This window comes from Methylobacterium fujisawaense (assembly GCF_014138435.1).
GTDB classification, from domain to species: domain Bacteria; phylum Pseudomonadota; class Alphaproteobacteria; order Rhizobiales; family Beijerinckiaceae; genus Methylobacterium; species Methylobacterium fujisawaense.
Genome location: NZ_JACJIM010000007.1, coordinates 88,492 through 107,203, shown reverse-complemented (window position 1 = coordinate 107,203; position 18,712 = coordinate 88,492). Strand labels below are relative to the sequence as shown.

16 protein-coding genes and 1 pseudogene are annotated in these 18,712 nt (G+C 71.5%); 6 read left to right on the top strand and 11 right to left on the bottom strand.

Going from position 1 to position 18,712, the window contains the following annotated elements:
• Positions 1 to 277: 277 nt before the first annotated feature.
• Together GGQ91_RS21530 and xth are read right to left on the bottom strand one after the other, a co-directional pair.
• The gene (locus GGQ91_RS21530; protein WP_043354517.1) at positions 278 to 1,156 is read right to left on the bottom strand and encodes an SDR family oxidoreductase; all 879 of its coding nucleotides are present in this window, start codon (positions 1,154 to 1,156) and stop codon (positions 278 to 280) included.
• Between the two features lie 276 nt (positions 1,157 to 1,432).
• Positions 1,433 to 2,242, bottom strand: a complete 810-nt coding sequence (gene xth, locus GGQ91_RS21525) for an exodeoxyribonuclease III (protein ID WP_043354519.1) — start codon at positions 2,240 to 2,242, stop codon at positions 1,433 to 1,435.
• A gap of 160 nt (positions 2,243 to 2,402) precedes the next feature.
• Here xth and GGQ91_RS21520 point away from each other — a divergent pair, with 160 nt between their 5' ends.
• A complete protein-coding gene (locus GGQ91_RS21520; protein WP_182592815.1) occupies positions 2,403 to 3,143 on the top strand; it encodes a lysophospholipid acyltransferase family protein in 741 nt (246 codons plus the stop codon).
• A 9-nt stretch (positions 3,144 to 3,152) separates the two neighbouring features.
• On the opposite strand, the gene GGQ91_RS21515 is transcribed toward GGQ91_RS21520, so the two are convergent.
• Positions 3,153 to 4,049, bottom strand: a complete 897-nt coding sequence (locus GGQ91_RS21515; RefSeq protein ID WP_182592814.1) for a LolA family protein — start codon at positions 4,047 to 4,049, stop codon at positions 3,153 to 3,155.
• Positions 4,050 to 4,332: 283 nt separating this feature from the next.
• The gene (locus GGQ91_RS21510) at positions 4,333 to 7,584 is read right to left on the bottom strand and encodes a DNA translocase FtsK (RefSeq protein WP_182592893.1); all 3,252 of its coding nucleotides are present in this window, start codon (positions 7,582 to 7,584) and stop codon (positions 4,333 to 4,335) included.
• 343 nt (positions 7,585 to 7,927) lie between these two features.
• Here GGQ91_RS21510 and GGQ91_RS21505 point away from each other — a divergent pair, with 343 nt between their 5' ends.
• The 3 genes from GGQ91_RS21505 (at position 7,928) to GGQ91_RS21495 (ending at position 11,023) form a co-directional block, all read left to right on the top strand.
• The gene (locus tag GGQ91_RS21505) at positions 7,928 to 9,991 is read left to right on the top strand and encodes an NAD(+) synthase (protein WP_182592813.1); all 2,064 of its coding nucleotides are present in this window, start codon (positions 7,928 to 7,930) and stop codon (positions 9,989 to 9,991) included.
• A gap of 116 nt (positions 9,992 to 10,107) precedes the next feature.
• Positions 10,108 to 10,338 (top strand): hypothetical protein, encoded by a 231-nt coding sequence (locus GGQ91_RS21500; RefSeq protein ID WP_043351157.1) that lies wholly within the window; start codon positions 10,108 to 10,110, stop codon positions 10,336 to 10,338.
• 280 nt (positions 10,339 to 10,618) lie between these two features.
• Positions 10,619 to 11,023, top strand: a complete 405-nt coding sequence (locus GGQ91_RS21495) for a PilZ domain-containing protein (RefSeq protein WP_043351152.1) — start codon at positions 10,619 to 10,621, stop codon at positions 11,021 to 11,023.
• 3 nt (positions 11,024 to 11,026) lie between these two features.
• On the opposite strand, the gene GGQ91_RS21490 is transcribed toward GGQ91_RS21495, so the two are convergent.
• A complete protein-coding gene (locus GGQ91_RS21490) occupies positions 11,027 to 11,464 on the bottom strand; it encodes an HIT family protein (protein ID WP_043351147.1) in 438 nt (145 codons plus the stop codon).
• A gap of 193 nt (positions 11,465 to 11,657) precedes the next feature.
• On the opposite strand from GGQ91_RS21490, the gene GGQ91_RS21485 reads away from it, so the two are divergent.
• Positions 11,658 to 12,617 carry a cation diffusion facilitator family transporter gene (locus GGQ91_RS21485; RefSeq protein WP_043351145.1) on the top strand — a complete coding sequence of 320 codons (960 nt, stop codon included), beginning with the start codon at positions 11,658 to 11,660 and terminating at the stop codon, positions 12,615 to 12,617.
• Between the two features lie 547 nt (positions 12,618 to 13,164).
• On the top strand, positions 13,165 to 13,425 hold the full coding sequence (locus GGQ91_RS21480) for a PepSY domain-containing protein (protein ID WP_236952722.1): 261 nt from the start codon (positions 13,165 to 13,167) through the stop codon (positions 13,423 to 13,425).
• Between the two features lie 68 nt (positions 13,426 to 13,493).
• Here the strand turns inward: GGQ91_RS21480 and GGQ91_RS21475 are convergent.
• From GGQ91_RS21475 to GGQ91_RS21450, 6 genes and pseudogenes are all read right to left on the bottom strand, one after another.
• A pseudogene (locus tag GGQ91_RS21475) lies at positions 13,494 to 13,595 on the bottom strand (IS1595 family transposase); the annotation flags it as partial.
• Positions 13,595 to 14,449 carry an SDR family NAD(P)-dependent oxidoreductase gene (locus GGQ91_RS21470; RefSeq protein WP_182592812.1) on the bottom strand — a complete coding sequence of 285 codons (855 nt, stop codon included), beginning with the start codon at positions 14,447 to 14,449 and terminating at the stop codon, positions 13,595 to 13,597. The pseudogene GGQ91_RS21475 and the gene GGQ91_RS21470, both read right to left, overlap by 1 nt.
• Before the next feature lie 10 nt (positions 14,450 to 14,459).
• Positions 14,460 to 14,639, bottom strand: a complete 180-nt coding sequence (locus GGQ91_RS21465; RefSeq protein ID WP_043351142.1) for a DUF1328 domain-containing protein — start codon at positions 14,637 to 14,639, stop codon at positions 14,460 to 14,462.
• A gap of 112 nt (positions 14,640 to 14,751) precedes the next feature.
• Complete coding sequence (locus tag GGQ91_RS21460; protein WP_403091495.1) at positions 14,752 to 16,131, bottom strand: chloride channel protein; 1,380 nt, start codon at positions 16,129 to 16,131, stop codon at positions 14,752 to 14,754.
• Between the two features lie 103 nt (positions 16,132 to 16,234).
• A complete protein-coding gene (locus GGQ91_RS21455; protein ID WP_043351140.1) occupies positions 16,235 to 16,522 on the bottom strand; it encodes a GCG_CRPN prefix-to-repeats domain-containing protein in 288 nt (95 codons plus the stop codon).
• Positions 16,523 to 16,806: 284 nt separating this feature from the next.
• On the bottom strand, positions 16,807 to 18,195 hold the full coding sequence (locus GGQ91_RS21450; RefSeq protein WP_043387797.1) for a deoxyribodipyrimidine photo-lyase: 1,389 nt from the start codon (positions 18,193 to 18,195) through the stop codon (positions 16,807 to 16,809).
• Positions 18,196 to 18,712: the final 517 nt, after the last annotated feature.

Sequence of the window (18,712 nt, the reverse complement as noted above, 5' to 3'; positions counted from 1 at the left end):
CGTCGTCTCCGTCGGGGGCGGCCGCACCCGGATGGCGCGACGCGGCGTTCGGGTCCGCAGCGGTGCGACCGCCGCAGGCCAAGCCCGGGACACCTACAGGTCCCTCCCGCCGTTGAAAACCGATCCGCCGTCGATGTCCCATGCATCGCGCGGGCGCCGTCGCGCCTGTCGGCCGCCGGCCGGTCCGCGGCGGCCGACAGGCGCGCCGACACGACCGAGGCGGCTTCCCCCTCTCGGGATGCGGAGATGGGCTCGAGCCTCCGCGCGGACCCGGCGCTCAGAGCATCGGGATGCCGCCGGTGACCGGCACCAGCGCCCCGGACATGTAGCTGCCCTCGCGGGAGGCGAGCAGCACGTAGGCCGGAGCGAGTTCCGCGGGCTGGCCGGCGCGGCCGAGCGGGGTCTGCGCGCCGAGCTGCTCGATCTGCTCCGGACTCTTCACGATCGGCTGGATCGGCGTCCAGACCGGCCCCGGGGCGACGCAGTTCACCCGGATCCCCTTCGGCGCCAGCAGGTTCGACAAGCCGATGGTCAGACTCGCGATCGCGCCCTTGGTGGCGGCGTAGATCAGCATGCTGGGATCGGCGACCTTGGCCTGCACGCTCGTGCTGTTCACGATCGCCCCCCCGGGCTTCATGTGCGGCACCGCGGCCTGGGCGAGGTGGTACATGGCGAAGACGTTGGCGCGGAACGAGCCCTCGATGTCGGGAGCCTTCACGTCGTCGAGGCTGTCGTTCACCACCTGGGCGGCGGCGTTGTTCACGAGGACGTCGAGGCGCCCGAACGCCGCCACGGTCCTCGCCACGAGGTCGCGACAATGGTCCTCGTCGCGGATGTCGCCGGGAAGGAGCAGGCAGCGCCGGCCGGCCTTCTCGACCCAGGCCTTCGTGTCCTCGGCATCCTCCTGCTCGACGTCGAGATAGGAGATCGCCACGTCGGCGCCTTCGCGGGCATACGCGATGGCCACAGCCCGGCCTATGCCGGAATCGCCGCCGGTGATCAGCGCCGCGTGGCCCGTGAGGAGCCCCTTGCCGACATAGCTGTCCTCGCCGTGGTCGGGCCGCGGCGTCATCTTGGAGGTCAGGCCCGGCCGGGGCTGCTGCTGGTCGCCGGGAAAGGGCGGCTGCGGCCCGGCCTCGCGCGGATCGTCGGTCATCGGGGAGGCTCCGGGTCGTGGGCGATCCACGGGATCTAGGGCTGCCTCCAGGGCCGCCGCCTGCGCCCGGCCGTCACAGGCCGGGCGAGGGTACCGAACCGTCTCAGAAGGCGCGGGTGCGCCCGGAATGCGGGCCGCCGTAGCGGCGGCGCAGGAAGGAGACGACCTTGGGGAGGAGGAAGGCGATCAGGATCTTGCGCATCGGGGCTCGCTCACGTCACGGGTTCGTGAGCGGGCAATGCTCGGACCGCACCCCGGTTCCGTGCGGGCGCCGGATCAGAGTTCGAGGGTCAGGGTGACCGGCGCGTGGTCGGAGGGACGCTCCCAGGCGCGGGCCTCGCGCAGCACCTCCACCTTGCGGACCGTCCCGGCGAGGTCCGGGGACACCCAGGCGTGGTCCAGGCGCCGCCCCTTGTTGGCCGCCGACCAATCGGGGGAGCGGTAGCTCCACCACGTGTAGATCTTCTCGGGCTCCGGGGTGAGGTGGCGCGCCGCGTCGATCCACCCCGCCTCCCCGCGCAGGACCTCCAGCGCCTCGGTCTCCACGGGCGTGTGGCTGACCACGTCGAGGAGCTGCTTGTGCGACCAGACGTCGTGCTCCAGGGGCGCGACGTTGAGGTCGCCCACGAGGATCGCCGGCCCGGAGACGCGCTTGCCACCCCAGGCGCGCAGTTCGGACAGGAAGTCGAGCTTGTGGGCGAATTTCGGGTTGAGGTCGCGGTCCGGCACGTCGCCGCCGGCCGGGACGTAGAAATCGTGCAGCACGATGCCGGCGGCGGCCCCCGCTTCCGGCCCCAGCACCGCCGAGATGTGGCGGGCATCCTGGCGCTCGCAGAACCCCATCACGGCGCGGGTGTGCAGGGGGAAGCGGGAGAGGATCGCGACGCCGTTGTAGCCCTTCTGCCCGGCGAACATCACGTGCTCGTAGCCCGAGCCGCGCAGGGCCTTCAGCGGGAAGGCGTCGTCCGGGCATTTGGTCTCCTGGAGGCAGAGCACGTCCGGCTTGTGCTCGGCCAGGAAGCGCAGCACGAGGTCGATGCGCAGGCGCACCGAGTTGATGTTCCAGGTGGTGACGGTGAGCTGCACGGGCGGCGCCGGGGTTCGGTCGGAGGTGCGCTCCGATAGCCGATTTCGCGGGCCGCGACAGTCCGCTCGACGCCGGCGGCGCGAAATGCCGTGCGTCGGTGCCCGGCAGGCGCTATGCCCGTGCCCTGCCCTGTCCCGGGCCCCTCGTCGAGGCGCCGCCATGGCACATGCCCGCTCGCTCCTGTTCGCCGCCTACTGGGCCGCCTGGACCACCCTGTTCCTCGCGCCGCTCGCGGTCTTCCTCCTGTCGGGGTCCCCCGAGCGGCCGATCCGACGGGCGACGCGCCTCTGGGCGCGCGGCATCCTGGCCGGGCTCCGGCACATCGTCGGCCTGCGCTACGTGGAGGAGGGCCGCCAGCACCTGCCGGCCAAGCCCTGCCTGATCGTCGCCAACCACCAGTCGACCTGGGAGACCCTCGCCTTCCTGGTGCTGGTGCCGGACGTGGCGATCGTCGCCAAGCGGGAGCTGCTGGCGATCCCGGTGGTCGGCTGGTTCCTGCGACGCTCGCCGATGATCGTCATCGACCGCGGCAACGGCACGCAGGCCTTGCGCACCATGATCGACGAGGGCCGCGCCGCTGTCGCGGCGGGCCGGTCGGTGCTGATCTTTCCGGAAGGCACCCGCGGCGGCATCGACGCGCCGCTGCGCTTCAAGCGCGGCGTCGAGCTGCTCTACGGACGGCTCGGCCTGCCGGTGGTGCCGGTGGCGCTGAATTCCGGGCTGTTCTGGCCGGGGGGCATGGCGACCCGGGCCGGGACCGTGGTGGTGAGCTACCTCACGGCCGTCCCGCCGGGCCTGACGGCCGCGGAGTTCCTGCGCGGCACCGAGGGGGCGATCGACCGGGAGCTCGACCGCTGGCGCCCCATCGGCCTCGACGGCCTCGGCGCGAAGGCGGCCTGAGGGCGCCCCCTAGGGCTGCGCTTGCTGGATCTGCTGCTGCACGGCCTTGTCCTCGGCACGCCCGTAATTGATGAAGAACAGGTTGCCGTCGACGCTCTTGCCCTTCTGGAGGTTCGAGAGCGTCACCGTCGTGATGTAGCCCTGCGGATCGGTGATCCGCCACTGCGACAGGGTCTTCACGTCGGCATCGAAGAACAGCTGGATCTTCGAGGTGCCGCCGAGGGTGGCGCGGTCCTCCAGGCTGATGCGGACGCCGCCCGGATCGTTGGCCACGTCGGTGACGGTGAGGTCGCGGGCGAGGTCGATCTTCTCGCGCAGCAGGAATTTCAGCGGCGTCTGGGCGATGAAGTAGAGGTCCTGCGTGTTGAGCTTGCGGTCGCGCACCGCCACCGAGGTGCCGTCGGCGATCACCTCGAGCGGCGAGGGCTGGTCGTAGTCGAAGCGCAGGCGGCCGGGCTTGGCCAGCGTCAGCTTGCCGCCGATCCGGCGCCCATCGGCGCCGATCTGCATGAAGTTGCCCGTCAGGGTGTTGATCCCGTTGAAGTAGGCGTTGGCCTGGGCGAGCAGCGTCGCGGCATCCGCGGGCTCGCCGGGGGCGATCGCCGTCGGCGCGCCCACCGCCGCGACCTTGGGCTCGGCGGCCTTGTGCTCGGCCTTGCCGGACTTGGCATTGGCCGCCTTCGTGTCCTTGCCCGAGTCCTTGCTCGCCTCCTTGGCCTTGGGCGCGGGCTTCTTGGCCGGCGCGGGGGCCGGCGGGGCAGCCTCGGGCTGCGGCGCGGGCTCCTCCTTGTGGCCGAACAGGCTGTCGATGAAGGCGCCCACCTGCGCCTCGGCCGGGTTGGCGGTCGCGAGCCACAGCCCGGCGGCGATCAGGGAGCCGGCTGTGCGGATGCGGCGGCCGATCATCGGCAGAGTCTCCTGGGGAACCACGGCGTGGGCTCCGGCGGCAAAGGGAAAGCGGAACGTGACGTCAGCGAGCGGGTGAAGACGTCGCGCCCCCCGTCGTCTGCGCGAGCGGCGCGCGGCAACCCAGGAGCTCCACGGTGCCGGACGGCGCGCTGCCCTGGGCTGCTTCGCTCCGCTCTCACGGACGGGACGGGTTTCGCAGCGGCCCGTTAGAACCCCGCCCTGTGGCGAAGATGCGACGTCCGGGCCGCCCCCATGGGGGAGCGGCCCGGGGCGCGGCGTCTCACTCGTCGTCGTACACGCCGCTCGACATGTGGGCTGCGCCGGCGACCAGGATCTCGCGCTTGCCGGCATGGTTGGCCGGGCCGACGATCCCCTCGATCTCCATCCGCTCCATGATCGAGGCGGCGCGGTTGTAGCCGATCTGCAGACGGCGCTGGATGTAGCTCGTCGACGCCTTCTGGTCGCGCAGCACCACCTCGATCGCCTGCTTGTACAGGTCGTCGGACTCGCCGCCGGTCGCCGCCGCGAAAGCGCCGATGTCGAAGACGGGGGCCTCCTCCTCGGGCTCGTCGCCGCGCTCGGCCTTGTCGGCCGCGGCGGCCTTGCCCCGGCCCGACCGGCCGCCCTCCTTGGCGGGCTCCTCGGGCGAATCGTCGGCCGTGACGGCGTCGAGGTAGCTGGGACGGCCCTGGCGCTTGAGGTGCGCCACGACGGTCTCGACCTCGCTGTCCGAGCAGAACGGCCCGTGCACCCGGGTCGTGCGCCCGCCGCCGGCCATGAACAGCATGTCGCCCTGGCCCAGAAGCTGCTCGGCGCCCATCTCGCCCAGGATCGTGCGCGAGTCGATCTTGCTCGTCACCTGGAAGCTGATCCGGGTCGGGAAGTTCGCCTTGATCGTCCCGGTGATCACGTCCACCGAAGGCCGCTGCGTCGCCATGATCAGGTGGATGCCCGCCGCCCGCGCCATCTGCGCCAGGCGCTGGATCGCCCCCTCGATGTCCTTGCCGGCCACCATCATCAGGTCGGCCATCTCGTCGACCACGATCACGATGTACGGCAGCGGCGCCAGGTCCATCGCCTCCTCTTCGAACACGGCCTCGCCGGTGTGGCGGTCGAAGCCGGTCTGGATCGTGCGCGTGATGGTCTCGCCCTTGTCGCGGGCCTCCTTCATGCGGGCGTTGTAGCCGTCGATGTTCCGGACGGCGATCTTGGCCATCTTCTTGTAGCGCTCCTCCATCTCGCGCACGGCCCATTTGAGGGCGATGACCGCCTTCTTGGGGTCGATGACCACGGGGGAGAGCAGGTGCGGGATGCCGTCGTAGACCGACAGTTCCAGCATCTTCGGATCGACCATGATCAGCCGGCACTCCTCCGGCTTCAGCCGGTAGAGCAGCGACAGGATCATGGTGTTGATCGCCACCGACTTGCCCGAGCCGGTGGTGCCGGCCACCAGCAGGTGCGGCATGCGCGCGAGGTCGGCGATGATCGGCTCGCCGCCGATGTTCTTGCCCAGGCACAGGGCCAGCTTGTGCTTGCTCTCGGCGAAGTCGGCCGACGAGAGGAGCTCGCGCAGATACACCGTCTCGCGGGTCTCGTTCGGCAGCTCGATGCCGATGACGTTCCGGCCGGGCACCACCGCGACGCGGGCCGAGACCGCCGACATCGACCGGGCGATGTCGTCCGACAGGCCGATGACGCGGCTGGACTTGGTGCCCGGTGCCGGCTCCAGCTCGTAGAGGGTGACGACCGGGCCCGGCCGCACCGCCAGGATGTCGCCGCGCACGCCGAAATCCTGGACCGTCTGCTGCAGGTTGAGGGCGTTCTGCTCCAGCACGTCGGCATCGACCTCCTCGCTGCCGCCCGGCGCCGGCAGGGCGAGCAGTTCGAGGGACGGCAGCTCGTAATCGGCGTTCTCGATCGGCGCGATCTCGAGATGGCGGCCGGCCGGGATCAGGTGGGCGCGGGGCGCGACGAGCGGGACCGCAACCGGCGCGGGGGCCGGCAGGGCGGCGACCGGCTCGGACGGCTCGTCCGCGACGGGCTCGGCCTCGCTCTCAACCTCGGCTTCGACCGGCTCGGGCTGCGGCGCCAGCTTGCCCCGGAGCAGGACCGGGCGCGGGGTCATCGGGATCACCACGCGCTCGGCTTCGGCGCGCGCGGCGGCCGGCGCGGCCGCAACCGGGGCCGGGACGGCTTCGGGCTGGGCCGGGGGCGCCGGCGGGAGGGTGCTCGGCTGGCCGGCCGCGCGGATCGCCGCCCGGGCCGCCATGGCGCTCAGCGCCGGGGCCCGGCGCGGAGCCTCGGAGACCGGCGCGGCCGGAGGCTCGGCGGCGGCGCTGCCGGGACCGAAGACCAGCGACAGGCCGGAGGCCGGGGCCGCGGCGGGGGGCAGGAAGGCGCTCCGGATCGCGGCGGCCTCCTCGGTCCGCGGGCCGGAATCCGTGCCGTTATCCTGCCCGTCGGCGGGGCGCGGCGGCTGGTCGAACCGCACGAGCCGGTCGAGCACGTAGACCGGCCGCGGCGGCAGCGAGCGCAGGTGCGAGATGTCGAGGGGCATCGAGACGAAGCGCTCGTCGGACGCCGCCGGCGCGGCGACGGCCTCCGGGGCCGGGGGCGCCTCGGCGGACTGCGCCTCCAGGGCCGACCAGGCCTCGACGGACGACCAGTCGCCGCCGTCGAACCAGGGCTGGACCTCGGACCAGTCGGGCAGGTCGGACCAGTCGCGGGCCGGGGCCTCGGCGACGGTTTCGACGCTCTCGGCGACGAAAGGCGCCGCCGCGACGGGGGCGATCACCGCCGTGGACGCGGCCAGCTCGACGGCGGGCCGGACCGGGCGGCGATCCGGCGTGCGGAAGAAGCGGACGCCCGGCGGGGCGACGAAGGGCTGGCGCCACAGGGGCACCGGCTCCGCGTCCGGCGCGGCGGCTTCGGGCGGGACCGGCATGACGGCGACGCGCTCCGCCGCCTCGGCGGCGGTCTGCTCGTGCGCGATGCGCTCCCGCTCGGCCTCCTCGCGGGCGGCCCGCTCGGTCTCCAGGGCGAGGGCGGCCGCCTGCGCCTCGGCGCGGGCGCGCTCCAGGGCGACGCGCTCGGCCTCAAGGGCGCGCTGGCGGCGCTCCTGCAGGACCGAATCGGGGGTGCGGGTGTAGCGCACGGCCGAGGGGGCGGCGGCCTGGACCGGGGCGGCGACCGGCGCACCGGCCGGCACGCCCTCGGGGGCGATGGCGGCGGGGCGACGCGGCTGGCGCACCAGCACGCCCGGCGAGGACGCGCTGCGGTCGATCCGGCTCTCGAAGGCCGGCGCATCCAGGGCGTCGAGGCTCGCCCGGTCGTCGAAGACCTGGTCCGGCCAGTGCGGTTCGGGCGCGGCCGCGCGCGGGGCGCGCTCGGCGGCCTCGCGGCCGACCATCGCGCCCGGCGGCGTGAGCCAGCTCGGCTCCGCCCGGCGCCCGGGGGCACCGTAGGACGGGCGGGCGGGGAGTCCGGCCGGGGAGCCGGACAGGCGGCGGGTGAGGCTCGCGCGGAGCGCCATCAGCCGGTGCGCCAGGGCTCCCAGGGAGAGGCCCGAGCGGTCGCCGCCGCGGACGGGGCGGGCGGGGTCACGGTGGGAGTACGGAGGCCGTCCCGATGCGCGCATGGGTTCTCAGACGATACTCGAAACAGGGATCCGCCGACGCGCGGCGGCTGTTCCTGAGTTAGGCCATTCGTCGTTAATGGAGGCTTGCCACGGGCCGCGCTGCGGAAACCATGCCGGGAACAGAGCGGTTCGTGCGCCGTGCAGCCAACCCGCCGCGGGCGCCGACCGCGTCCGATCGCCCGTGCCGGGCCGCATGCCATATGATACCCGCAGCCATTCCTCATCCGGACAGGTGCCCGTGTCTCCAGCCACCTCCGAATCGCCGGCGCGCTTCCGCTCCCTCTACCGCCACGGCTTCGCCCGGGTTGCGGCCTGCACAGGCCGGAGCCACCCGGCCGAGCCCGAGCGCAACGCCGACGCGATCCTCGACCTCGCCCGGAGGTGCCACGATTCGGGGGCCGCGCTGGCGGTCTTCACCGAACTCGGCCTCTCGGCCTACGCGATCGAGGACCTGCTGCTCCAGCAGACCCTGCTGGACGCTGTCGAGGCCGCCGCCGCCCGGGTGATCGCCGAATCGGCCAATCTCCGGCCGCTGCTGCTGGTCGGCGCGCCGCTCCGCTGGCGCCACCGCGTCTACAATACCGCGCTCGCCATCCAGGGCGGCCGCCTGCTCGGCGTCGTGCCGAAGACCTTCCTGCCGAACTACCGGGAGTTCTACGAGAAGCGCCACTTCGCCTCCGGCGCCGGGATCACCGGCGAGGCCATCCGGGTCGCCGGCCACGAGGCGCCGTTCGGCACCGACCTGCTGTTCCCGGCCGAGGACCTGCCGGGCCTCGTGGTCGGGGTGGAGATCTGCGAGGATCTGTGGGTTCCGGAGCCCCCGGGCATGCGCGCGGCCCTCGCCGGCGCCACGGTGCTGGCCAACCTCTCGGGCAGCCCGATCACCGTCGGCCGGGCCGAGTCGCGGGCGCTCCTCTCGCGGGCGGCCGCGATGCGCGGCGCCTGCGCGTATGTCTATGCCGCCGCCGGCCAGGGCGAATCGACCACCGACCTGTCCTGGGACGGCCAGACCAGCATCGACGAGCTGGGCGTGCGGCTGGCCGAGGGCGAGCGCTTCCCCGCAGGCCCGGTGACGACGCTCGGCGACATCGACCTCGACCTGATCGCCCAGGAGCGCCTCCAGGCCGGCAGCTTCGACGACGACGCCCGGCGCCATACCCTGCCCTATCGCCGGGTCCCATTCCGGCTCGACCCGCCGGAGGCCGATCTCGGGCTGATCCGGCGGATCGAGCGCTTTCCCTTCGTGCCCGCCGACCCGACGCGCCTCGCCCAGGATTGCTACGAGGCCTACAACATCCAGGTCGCCGGCCTCGCCCAGCGCCTGGAGGCCACCGGCACCCGCCGGGCCGTGATCGGCGTCTCGGGCGGCCTCGATTCGACCCACGCGCTCATCGTGATCGCCAAGGCCTTCGACCGCCTCGGTTATCCGCGCTCGGACATCCTGGCCTACACGCTGCCGGGCTTCGCCACCTCGAACGCCACCAAGACCAATGCCCACGCCCTCATGAAGGCCCTGGGCTGCACGGCCGCCGAGATCGATATCCGCCCGGCCGCCCGGCAGATGCTCGCCGACATGAACCACCCCTTCACCAGGGGCGAGGCGGTCTACGACGTGACCTTCGAGAACGTGCAGGCGGGCCTGCGCACCGATTACCTGTTCCGGCTGGCCAACCAGGCGGGCGGCATCGTGGTCGGCACCGGCGACCTCTCGGAGCTGGCGCTCGGCTGGTGCACCTACGGCGTCGGCGACCAGATGAGCCACTACGCGGTCAATGCCGGCGTGCCGAAGACCCTGATCCAGCACCTGATCCGCTGGGTGATCGGCCACGGCGAGGTCGGGCCGGACGAGGCGCGCACCCTCCAGGCGGTCCTCGACACCGAGATCTCCCCCGAGCTTGTGCCGGTGGACCAGGATGACAGCCCGCAGAGCACGGAGGCCACGATCGGCCCCTATGCGCTGCAGGACTTCAACCTGTTCTACACGCTGCGCTACGGGTTCCGACCCTCGAAGATCGCCTTCCTGGCGCTCCACGCCTGGGGCGACAGGGACAGCGGCTTCTGGGCGCCGGACTTCCCCGAGGCCAAGCGGGTCGCCTACGACCTGCCCGAGATCCGCCGCTGGCTCGGCGTGTTCCTCACCCGCTTTTTCGGCTTCAGCCAGTTCAAGCGCTCGGCGCTCCCCAACGGGCCGAAGGTCTCGGCCGGCGGCTCCCTCTCGCCCCGGGGCGACTGGCGCGCGCCCTCCGACGGGTCGGCGCGCATCTGGATCGCGGAGTTGAACCGAAACGTCCCCGAAACTTGACCGACACAAACTCGACCGATTGTGCCATTATGAGCACGGTCAAGCCGATTCTTCGCAATGCAAAATACCGTATTGGGAAAATTTGGCTTTGAGGGCGGCCAGGCGGAGGACTTCGGATGCGAAGCTACAACCTGTTCCAGCTCAAGAGCGTCGAGGGTCTCTGCTGCGCGGTGCCTGAGGCCAGCACCGTCCCGCCTTTCATCGGCGCCGGCCGCTGGACCTTCGGCGGCAAGCTCTGCGACGGCAGCCGGCAACCCCTCGACTTCGACGACCGAGCCGCCGACACCGCCGTGCGCTTCAACGGATTCTACCTGTTCCAGACGGTGGACCGGCGCTTCATCGCGTGAGCGGGGGCATCGGGAAGGACTGAGCGCGCCCATGCGGCGCGCGGGCCGAGCCGCCGGCCGGCGTTCCGCAACGCAGCACGAAGAACGCCGTCCGCCCGGCGGCGCCAGCCGCGCCGGCTTGAAACCGGATCGCCCCGCGCGCCGAGCCGGGACCCGGCGATGGGCCCCCCGTCGGCAGGGATCCCGCCGCGCGGCGGGCCCCGACTCTGCGATCGCAACGAAGATTCCTTAAGGGCTGGCGTGCAGGACTGGCGGCATCGTCAGCTTCGGAGCCGGCCGCATGTCGGAGCATCGCAGAGAGGCGCGCCAGAGGGTCTTCCTCAAGGGTCGCATCGTCTTCAACAACGGCTCGTCGAGCTTCGATTGCCTCGTGCGCGACATGTCCTCCGCCGGTGCACGGCTCGTCATGAGCGACGCCACCACGCTCCCGGAGGCCTTCGATCTCTACATTCCGCAGAAGGATCGGACCTACCGGGCCATCCTGCGCTGGCGCCGGGAGGACGGCATCGGCGTGACCTTCGAGCAGCCGGCCAGCGCCGCGCCCGCGGCGCCCGTTGCGGCCGCGACGGACGCCTCCGTGACCCTGCTGCTGAAGCGCGTCAGCGAACTCGAGACCGAGAACGCCGCCCTGCGCCGCCTGCTCGCCAGCATGGCCCAGTCGGCCGATCCGGCGAGCGCGGCCTGATCCTCAGCCCTGCCCCTCCAGGGCCGCGCGGATGCGTGCGGCATGCTCGGCCAGGACCGCGTTGTCGGCCATCCCGCCCTCGTGGCGCTTGAGCGGCACGCCCTCACGCCGCGGGATGATGTGGACGTGCAGGTGGAAGACGGTCTGGCCCCCGGCCGGCTCGTTGAACTGGAAGAGGGTCAGCCCCTCGGCCTGGAACGCCGCCTTCACGGCGCGGGCGACCTTCTGGACGCGCGCCATCAAGACGCCGAGCGACTCCGGATCGGCATCGAGCAGGCCCCGCGACGGCGCCTTCGGGATCACCAGGGTGTGGCCTTCCCCCTGGGGCATCACGTCCATGAAGGCCAGCGTATGGTCGTCCTCGTAGACGCGGTGGCAGGGGATCTCGCCCCGCAGGATCTTGGCGAAGATGTTGTCGGGATCGTAGGGGGCGTCGGCCATGCTGCCTCCGGGTCTCCGTGAGCGGTCGTCGAGCGGTTGCAGGTTGCACGGGCCACCCACCCGCGTCCACACGGGAACAAGCGGCCTGCCGCAACGCTTGCCTCGCCACGGCCGCAGCGCCGTGCCGGGCTCCGTCGGTCCGGCTTCCAACGAGGCGCGCAGGTCGGCACGCGGCGCGCGCAAGGAGTTCCGGATGGCGCACGAGAGCACGGGGGCGATCTACGCGGCCGCGGGGGCCAATCTCGCCATCGCGGCGGCGAAGTTCGTGGGCGGTGCGCTGACCGGCTCGACGGCGATGCTCGCCGAGGGCGTGCACTCGGTGGTCGACACGGCCAATCAGGTGCTGCTGCTCGTCGGCATGAAGCGGGCCGGGCGCCCGGCCGATGCCCGCCACCCGTTCGGCTACGGGCGCGAGATCTACTTCTACGCCTTCGTGGTGGCGCTGATGATCTTCCTCGGCGGCGGCCTCTTCGCGATCTACGAGGGGATCGAGCGGATCCGCCATCCCGAGCCGGACGTCGATGCCGAGCTGTTCGGCTATCGGCTGCCGGGCCTCTGGGTGAATGTCGGGATCCTCGGCTTCGCCATCGCGGCGGAGGGCACCTCCTTCTTCGTGGCGATGCGCCAGTTCTGGGCCGAGAAGGGCCAGCATTCGGCCGTGCGGGCGATCCGGCGCAGCAAGGATCCGACCCTGTTCACGGTGCTCGCCGAGGACACCGCCGCCCTGATCGGCCTCGTCATCGCGCTCGCGGGCGTGGCCCTGTCGCATATCCTGGAGATGCCGAGCCTCGATGGCTGGGCGTCGGTGGGCATCGGCCTCGTGCTCGTCGGCATGGCGGTGTTCCTCATGGTCGAGACCCACGGCCTTCTGATCGGCGAGGCGGCCGATCCCGAGATCGTCGCGGCGATCACGGAGCTGGCCCGGGCCGAGCCGGGCGTGCTCCACATCAACGAGGTGCTGACCCAGCACCTCGGCCCCTCCGACATCCTGGTCAATCTCAGCATCGACATGGCCGACGACCTCAGCGCCGGGGATGTCGAGAGCCTCGTCACCCGCCTCGACCGGGCGCTGAAGGCGCGCAGCCCCGACGTGACCCGGGTGTTCATCGAGATCCAGCACCACGGCGACCACACGGTGCGGCGGGCGGCCTGAACGGGACTCGCTGGGCCCCCGGCCCGCAGGTCTCGCAGCTGAAGCGGCGAAGCCGGATCGCGGCGTCGATCCCGCGTCCTCACGCGGGGACGCATCAGACGGCGGCCGGTCGAGCATCCGGGCGAGGAGGGTCGGCCCCTCGCCGGGACGGCCATGACAACGTGCGGTGCCCCCGATCTCGTGGCGGAGATCGCCGCGCTTGCGACCACCCACGTCATCGCCCGCGGGGCGCTGCGTCCCTTGTGCCCTCTCGGGCGAGGGTCAGGGTCGCCCGGCTCGTCCCGATGACGGCCTGTTCCACGCCTGCACGGCTGCCCCCTTCGAAGGACGCGGCGTCTGCGAGACAGACCTGAGTTCGGCCATCTCCTGCATCGCGACGAGAGCGGCGTCGTGACATTGGCTCAGTCTTTCGGAACGGCAATTCTATCGTTCGGCCGTCCGCCAGGGCCGGTGACTGAAGCGGCCGGCAGAAAATGACGATGCGATACCCCCCGGATGACTGGGGCGCCCTAGATCATTCTCTGCGTGACCTCATGAGATACAGACAATGATCAAGCGAACGATGCTCGCACTCGTCCTTGCCCTCGGCGCAAGCGCGCCCGTCACCGCCATGGCCGATCAGCCGGGGCCGGACTGGATGCCGGTGGAACAGGTCAAAGCCAAGCTTCTATCGTCGGGCTACACGTCGATCACGAAAATCGAGGCCGACGATGGGCATTGGGACGGCGAAGGGATCAAAAACGGACAGAAAATGAAGTTCGAGCTTGATCCCAAGACGGGGGAAATCCTCGGCGAGGCCCCCCATTAGGGAGGCCGAGGGCGGACCATGCGTTGCGGGTGTGCCGCCGGATCGTCGGTCGTTCGTGCTTCGACCTGACGTGTTTTCGGCTTGCCGGGCTCAACGCCGATGAAGGTCTCGTCCGCCTCCACGAGACCAGTGCTGCCAGCCGGCGCGTCCATCGGGACGGGCGCGCCGTTCAGTCGCTCCGGCCGACCTGCTGGAGGCTGAGAGCCCAGAGCCGTTCCTGCACCGCCTCGTCGCGGCTCTCGGCCGAGGAGACCTTCGGCTGCCCGTGCGAGAAGTAGCGGCCGCTGACGCCGTCGAGGTCAGGGGCGCTGGCCACGCGGAGGGAGGTCCGTGCGCCCTTCTCGGGCGTGATCAGGAACGGCCGCATCAGGGCCCAGGCCGCGCCGAACAGGCCGCCGGTGTTCTTGGCGAAGCCGGTATTGACCACCCCCGGATGGAGGGCGTTCACCGTGATGCCGCTGTCGCGCAGCCGGCGGGCCAGGGCATAGGTGAACAGCACGTTGCCGAGCTTGGCCTGGGCATACGCCCCCATCGCCCGGTAGCGCCGGGCGCCCTCGATGTCGTCGAAGTCGATATGCCCCCGGTAATGGGCCGCCGAGGCGACGTTGACGATCCGCGGCCTTCCGCCGGCCGCCACCGCTTGCCTCAGGGGATCGAGGAGTTCGAGGGTCAGGAGCACGTAGCCCAGATGGTCGAGCGCCCAGGTGCGCTCGATGCCGTCGGCGGTCAGCGTGCGCCGGTCGAAGATCGCGCCGGCATTGTTCACCAGCACGTCGAGGCGCGAATAGGCCACCCGCAGAGTCTCTGCGAGCCGGCGGATCTCGGCCTGCGCGGACAGGTCCGCGCAGTGCGGCTCCACGGCGGAGCCGGGCACCGCGGCGCGCATCCGGTCGGCGCAGGCCTGCAGCTTCCCGGCGTCCCGGCCGACGATCGCGACCCGCGCGCCGAGGCGCGCGAGCCCGAGGGCCGTCTCGTAGCCGATGCCGCCGGTCGCCCCGGTGACGAGGCAGACCGTGCCGCGCACCGCGCCGGCCTCAGAAGACCGCCTGACCGACCGCGAAGGCGATGACCACGATCACGATGGCGATGACCAGGAACAGCCCGAACAGGATGCGGGCCAGCGAGCCGGCTCCCGAGGCGATTCCGGTGAAGCCGAGACCGCCGGCGATCAGCGAGATCACGAAGCAGATGAGGGCCCATTTCAGAAGGGTCATGACGTCACTCCGGCTGCGGCCCGGCGCGGGGCCTGTCGCTTCTGCCTCAACCGACGCCAAGCGAGACCGTTCCGCGGATTCCGGCCCGCGCCGCTTATAGTCTTACGTGAGGTCAACCGGTCTTCGCCACGGGCTGCGCCGGCACGTCGGCGCGCTCCAGCATGATCTCCGCCAGGGTGTGGTAGAGCCCGCCCCGGCAGACCGCCTTGGAGGCGGCGTCGGCCAGGAGGGCCGCGACCATCAGCGGGATCACCATCGCGTGGTTCTGGGTCATCTCGGTGACGATGACGAAGCTGGTGATCGGCGCCTGCAGCACGCCGGTCAGGTAGGCCACCATCCCGATCAGCACCAGGGCGCCCACGGGCATGTCCGGCAGGAGGCCGTGGACCGTGCCGCCGAGGCCGGCGCCGACCGCCAGGGACGGCGCGAACAGGCCGCCGGGGATGCCGCTGATCGAGCTCAGCACGGTGGCGCCGAATTTCAGGGGCGCGTAGGTCCAGCCGGCCGCCGCATCCCCGTGGAGGATGGCCCGGGCCTCCTCGTATCCGGTCCCGTAGGCCGCGCCCCCGGAGGCGAGGCCGCAGAGGGCGACGCACAGCCCGCAGACCGCGGCGAACACGACGGGCCGCCGCCGGATCAGCCGCCCGGCCGCCCCGGGCAGGCCGCGGGCGAACAGGATCACGACGCGGCTGAACAGCCCGCCCGCGAGGCCGCCGACCACGGCGACGAGCGGCACGATCCAGGCCGCCGCCAGCGGCAGGGCGGCATCGGTCGTCCCGAAATAGGTGTAATTGCCCAGAAGCCCGAGGGAGGTCAGGCCCGCCGCGACGATCCCGGCGACGATCAGGCCCGAGGAGCGCGCCTCGTAGGCGCGGCCCAGTTCCTCGATGCCGAACACGATGCCGGCCAGCGGCGTGTTGAAGGCCGCCGCGACGCCGGCCGCGCCGCCCGCGAGCAGCAGCCCGGGCAGGCGCTCGGGGGTCAGGCGTCCGAAGGCCGCCATGATCGCCGCGCCCACCTGCACGGTGGGCCCCTCGCGGCCCGCCGAGGCGCCGCAGAGCAGGCCCAGGAACAGGACCAGCACCTTGCCCACCGCCACCCGCGGCGAGATCAGGGAGAAGCGGAAGCGCGCGTCCCGGGCATGCCGGGCGGCGATCACCTGCGGGATCCCCGACCCTTGCGAATTCGGGAAGACCGTGCGGGCCAGGAGCGCCGCGAGGGCGAAGCCCGCCGGCGTCAGCACCAGGGCGATCAGCGGCGAGGGCGCGGTGAGGCGCCGGAACCCGTCCTGCGCGAGGTCGGCGCCCTTGGCCATCAGCACGGCGGCGAGGCCCACGCCGATGCCGCCGACCAGGAAGAGCAGGCGCCCGCGCCAGAGGGGAAAGGCCTCCATCGAGGCCGACCGCAGGCGCATGATCGAGCGGCGGTAGCGCGAGCGTTGCGGCGGCGGGGCATCCCGGGTGTCCCCAACGTCGTCCCGCATCTCGACCATGAAAGAGCACCTCGTCCGCGCAGCCGGAGCGGACGCTATAGCGCAACGGTCGAGGAAAGACCCGTTTCAAGGGGGGCCGGCACGCGCGTGCCGGCCCCACCGCTCACCAGCGGTAATGCCACGCGGCCCGGCGCCAGCCCCCATGATGGTGCCAGCCCCAGGGGCGGTGCCAGCCGACCCGGCGCCAAGCCCAGGGACGGTGCCAGCCATAGACCACCGGCCGCGCGTAGTAGACCGGGCGGTAGGCGTAGGGACGCCAGTTCGGCTTGCACCAGCCGGACCAGCCCCGGTGGAAGCCCGGGCCGCAGCCCTGGGCGGCGTCCGCCGTGCCGACCGTGGCGGTCAAGGTTCCGAGCGCGAGGAGTGCTGCGCCTGCAAGCTTCATTCGCATCGTCGTCCTCCTTTCAGTCGCAAGCTATAGCGATGATCCGGTCTCGGTCGGACCGAGATGTCACCGGATGATGTCCGGCCGTTTGCGAGGAGCCGGAAGTGCGCTCGAAACACCCGGAGCCGGGACAGCGTTTCTTCACAAACCTGTGTGCTGCAGAGACCCGGGATCCGGCCGGAGAAAGCGTTGCAATACGGTGGGGGACCGCACGGACCGGGCGCGCCGTCGCGCGATGATTGCGACGATGCTCCTGCGCCCGGAAAACGCGGGACGGGCGGCGCGCCCCCTCACCCCTCGGCCGCGCAGAGCGTCTCCACGGCCCGCACATAGGCCTTGGCGTCGAACTTCTTGAGCGAGTTCTCGCTCTGATACCGCACGGTGCCGAAGATCTTGCGCTTCTGCCAGGGACGGTCGTGCAGGCCGTACACCCAGGCGACGTTGGTGAAGGAGTTCGGATCGCGCCCGTCGAGGAAGTAGCGGTTGTTCAGCCGGAGCGTCCGGGCGAAGCCTTCCTTCGGCGACGGGGACCATTCGAGGATCTTCTTGCCCCAGTACATCCGCAGCTGATTGTGCATGTAGCCGGTCTCGCGCATCTCGCGCATCGCGGCGTTCCAGTAGCGGTCGTGGGTCTCGCCGGCGGCGAGCTGCTTCTCCGAGTAGGCGTGCGGGCGCGCGTCCGTCGCGTGCTCGGCCAGCGTCTTGCGCGCCCAGTCCGGCACGGCCTTGTCGTAGTCGTCGTAACCCTCCGTGTAGAAGACGTGGTTCATGGCGAGCTCGCGCCGGACGATCAGCTCCTCCAGATAGGCACCGCGGTCGTCGGAATCGCCGATCCCGGCCTCCCGGACCGCCAGGGCGATCTCGACCGGCGAGATCTGCCCGAAATGCAGGTACGGGCTCATGTGCGAGGCGGCCGCCGCCTCCGGCCTGTTGCGCCCCGCGCCGTAGCCGGCAAACCCATCCTTCAGGAACGCCTTCAGGCGCTTGCGGGCCTGCGTCTCGCCGCCGGTGAACCGCTTCACCGGCCCGACCGCCCGGTCGAGGCTCATCCCGGCGAGCACCGCCTCCGGATCGGAGACGTCGACCGCGCTCTTCAGCTTCAGGCGATCGGCCTTGTGCTTCACCGTGCGGGGCTTCAGCGCCGCGATGAACGGGTCCCACAGCCGGTTCAGCTTCGGCCGCAGCGTCCGGGCGGCGTATTCGTGCTTTCCCGAGGCCGTCTCGACCGGCACGACGACGTCGCCCTCGACCTGGACGATCCGCGTCGTCACCGCCTCGGCGATCTCCCGGTACCAGCCCTTCTGGATGGCGAGATAGCCGCGGTCGAGCACGAGGAGCGCCGCATCCGCGGCGAGGTCGATGGCGATTTGCGCAGGCGAGACCTTGCGCATGACGAAGCCGATCCCGCGCTTCTCCAGGCCCGCCTTCGCATCCGCGAGACCCTGCAGCAGGAAGGCGTAGTGCCGGGCATTGGCTTCGGGAAAGCCGCTGGCGCCGTCGAGGAGGCCGAAGCAGGCGACCACCGGCAGGCCGAGGCGGTTCGCCTCCTCGATGGCGAGTTCGAGGGCCGGGTTGAACGTCGCCCGGTTGGCCTGCTGCAACAGGTACAGGACGTAGGCGCCGTCTCCGCGGGGCTCGACATCGTTGAGGATCCGGATCCGCTCACCCTGGATCGCCATGCTGACCTGCCCCTTGCTTGGCGCGCCGCGCCGGAAACTTGGCTGGAGAAGGTAGAGCGTTCGGGCAATTCGTCCGTCCGGACGGCGCGGATGAAAAGCCGCAGTCGAACCCTCGGGCCGGGCCCGGGTTCGATCCTGCAAAATCGCGATTCATCAGCGGCTTGCGCAATGATCGATCGGATTCCGTGGACACAAAGCAGGTTTCGACCGGGCCGGCCGATCTGCGACATTTTCAACACAGGCCTGCGGCGATGCGTGCGCGGGCACACAAAGGACAGCCCTGCTGTCCTGAATGCCCTTGAATTTTCCGTCCAGGGGCGCAGATTGTGCAGCGCGGGAAGGCGATGGCGTCGCCCTCTCGCAGCCCTTCTTGGGCGTTTCCTCCCTAGACTTCGGGCCGCTCCTTCGGGAGTGGCCTTTTTTCTGTCCGGATGGTGGTCGGGCAGCCTCTGTCACCGAAGCGCGTGCGTCCCGCTGGATCCCGCCGGACCCGGCCGCCAGACTGGCGGTGAGCGCC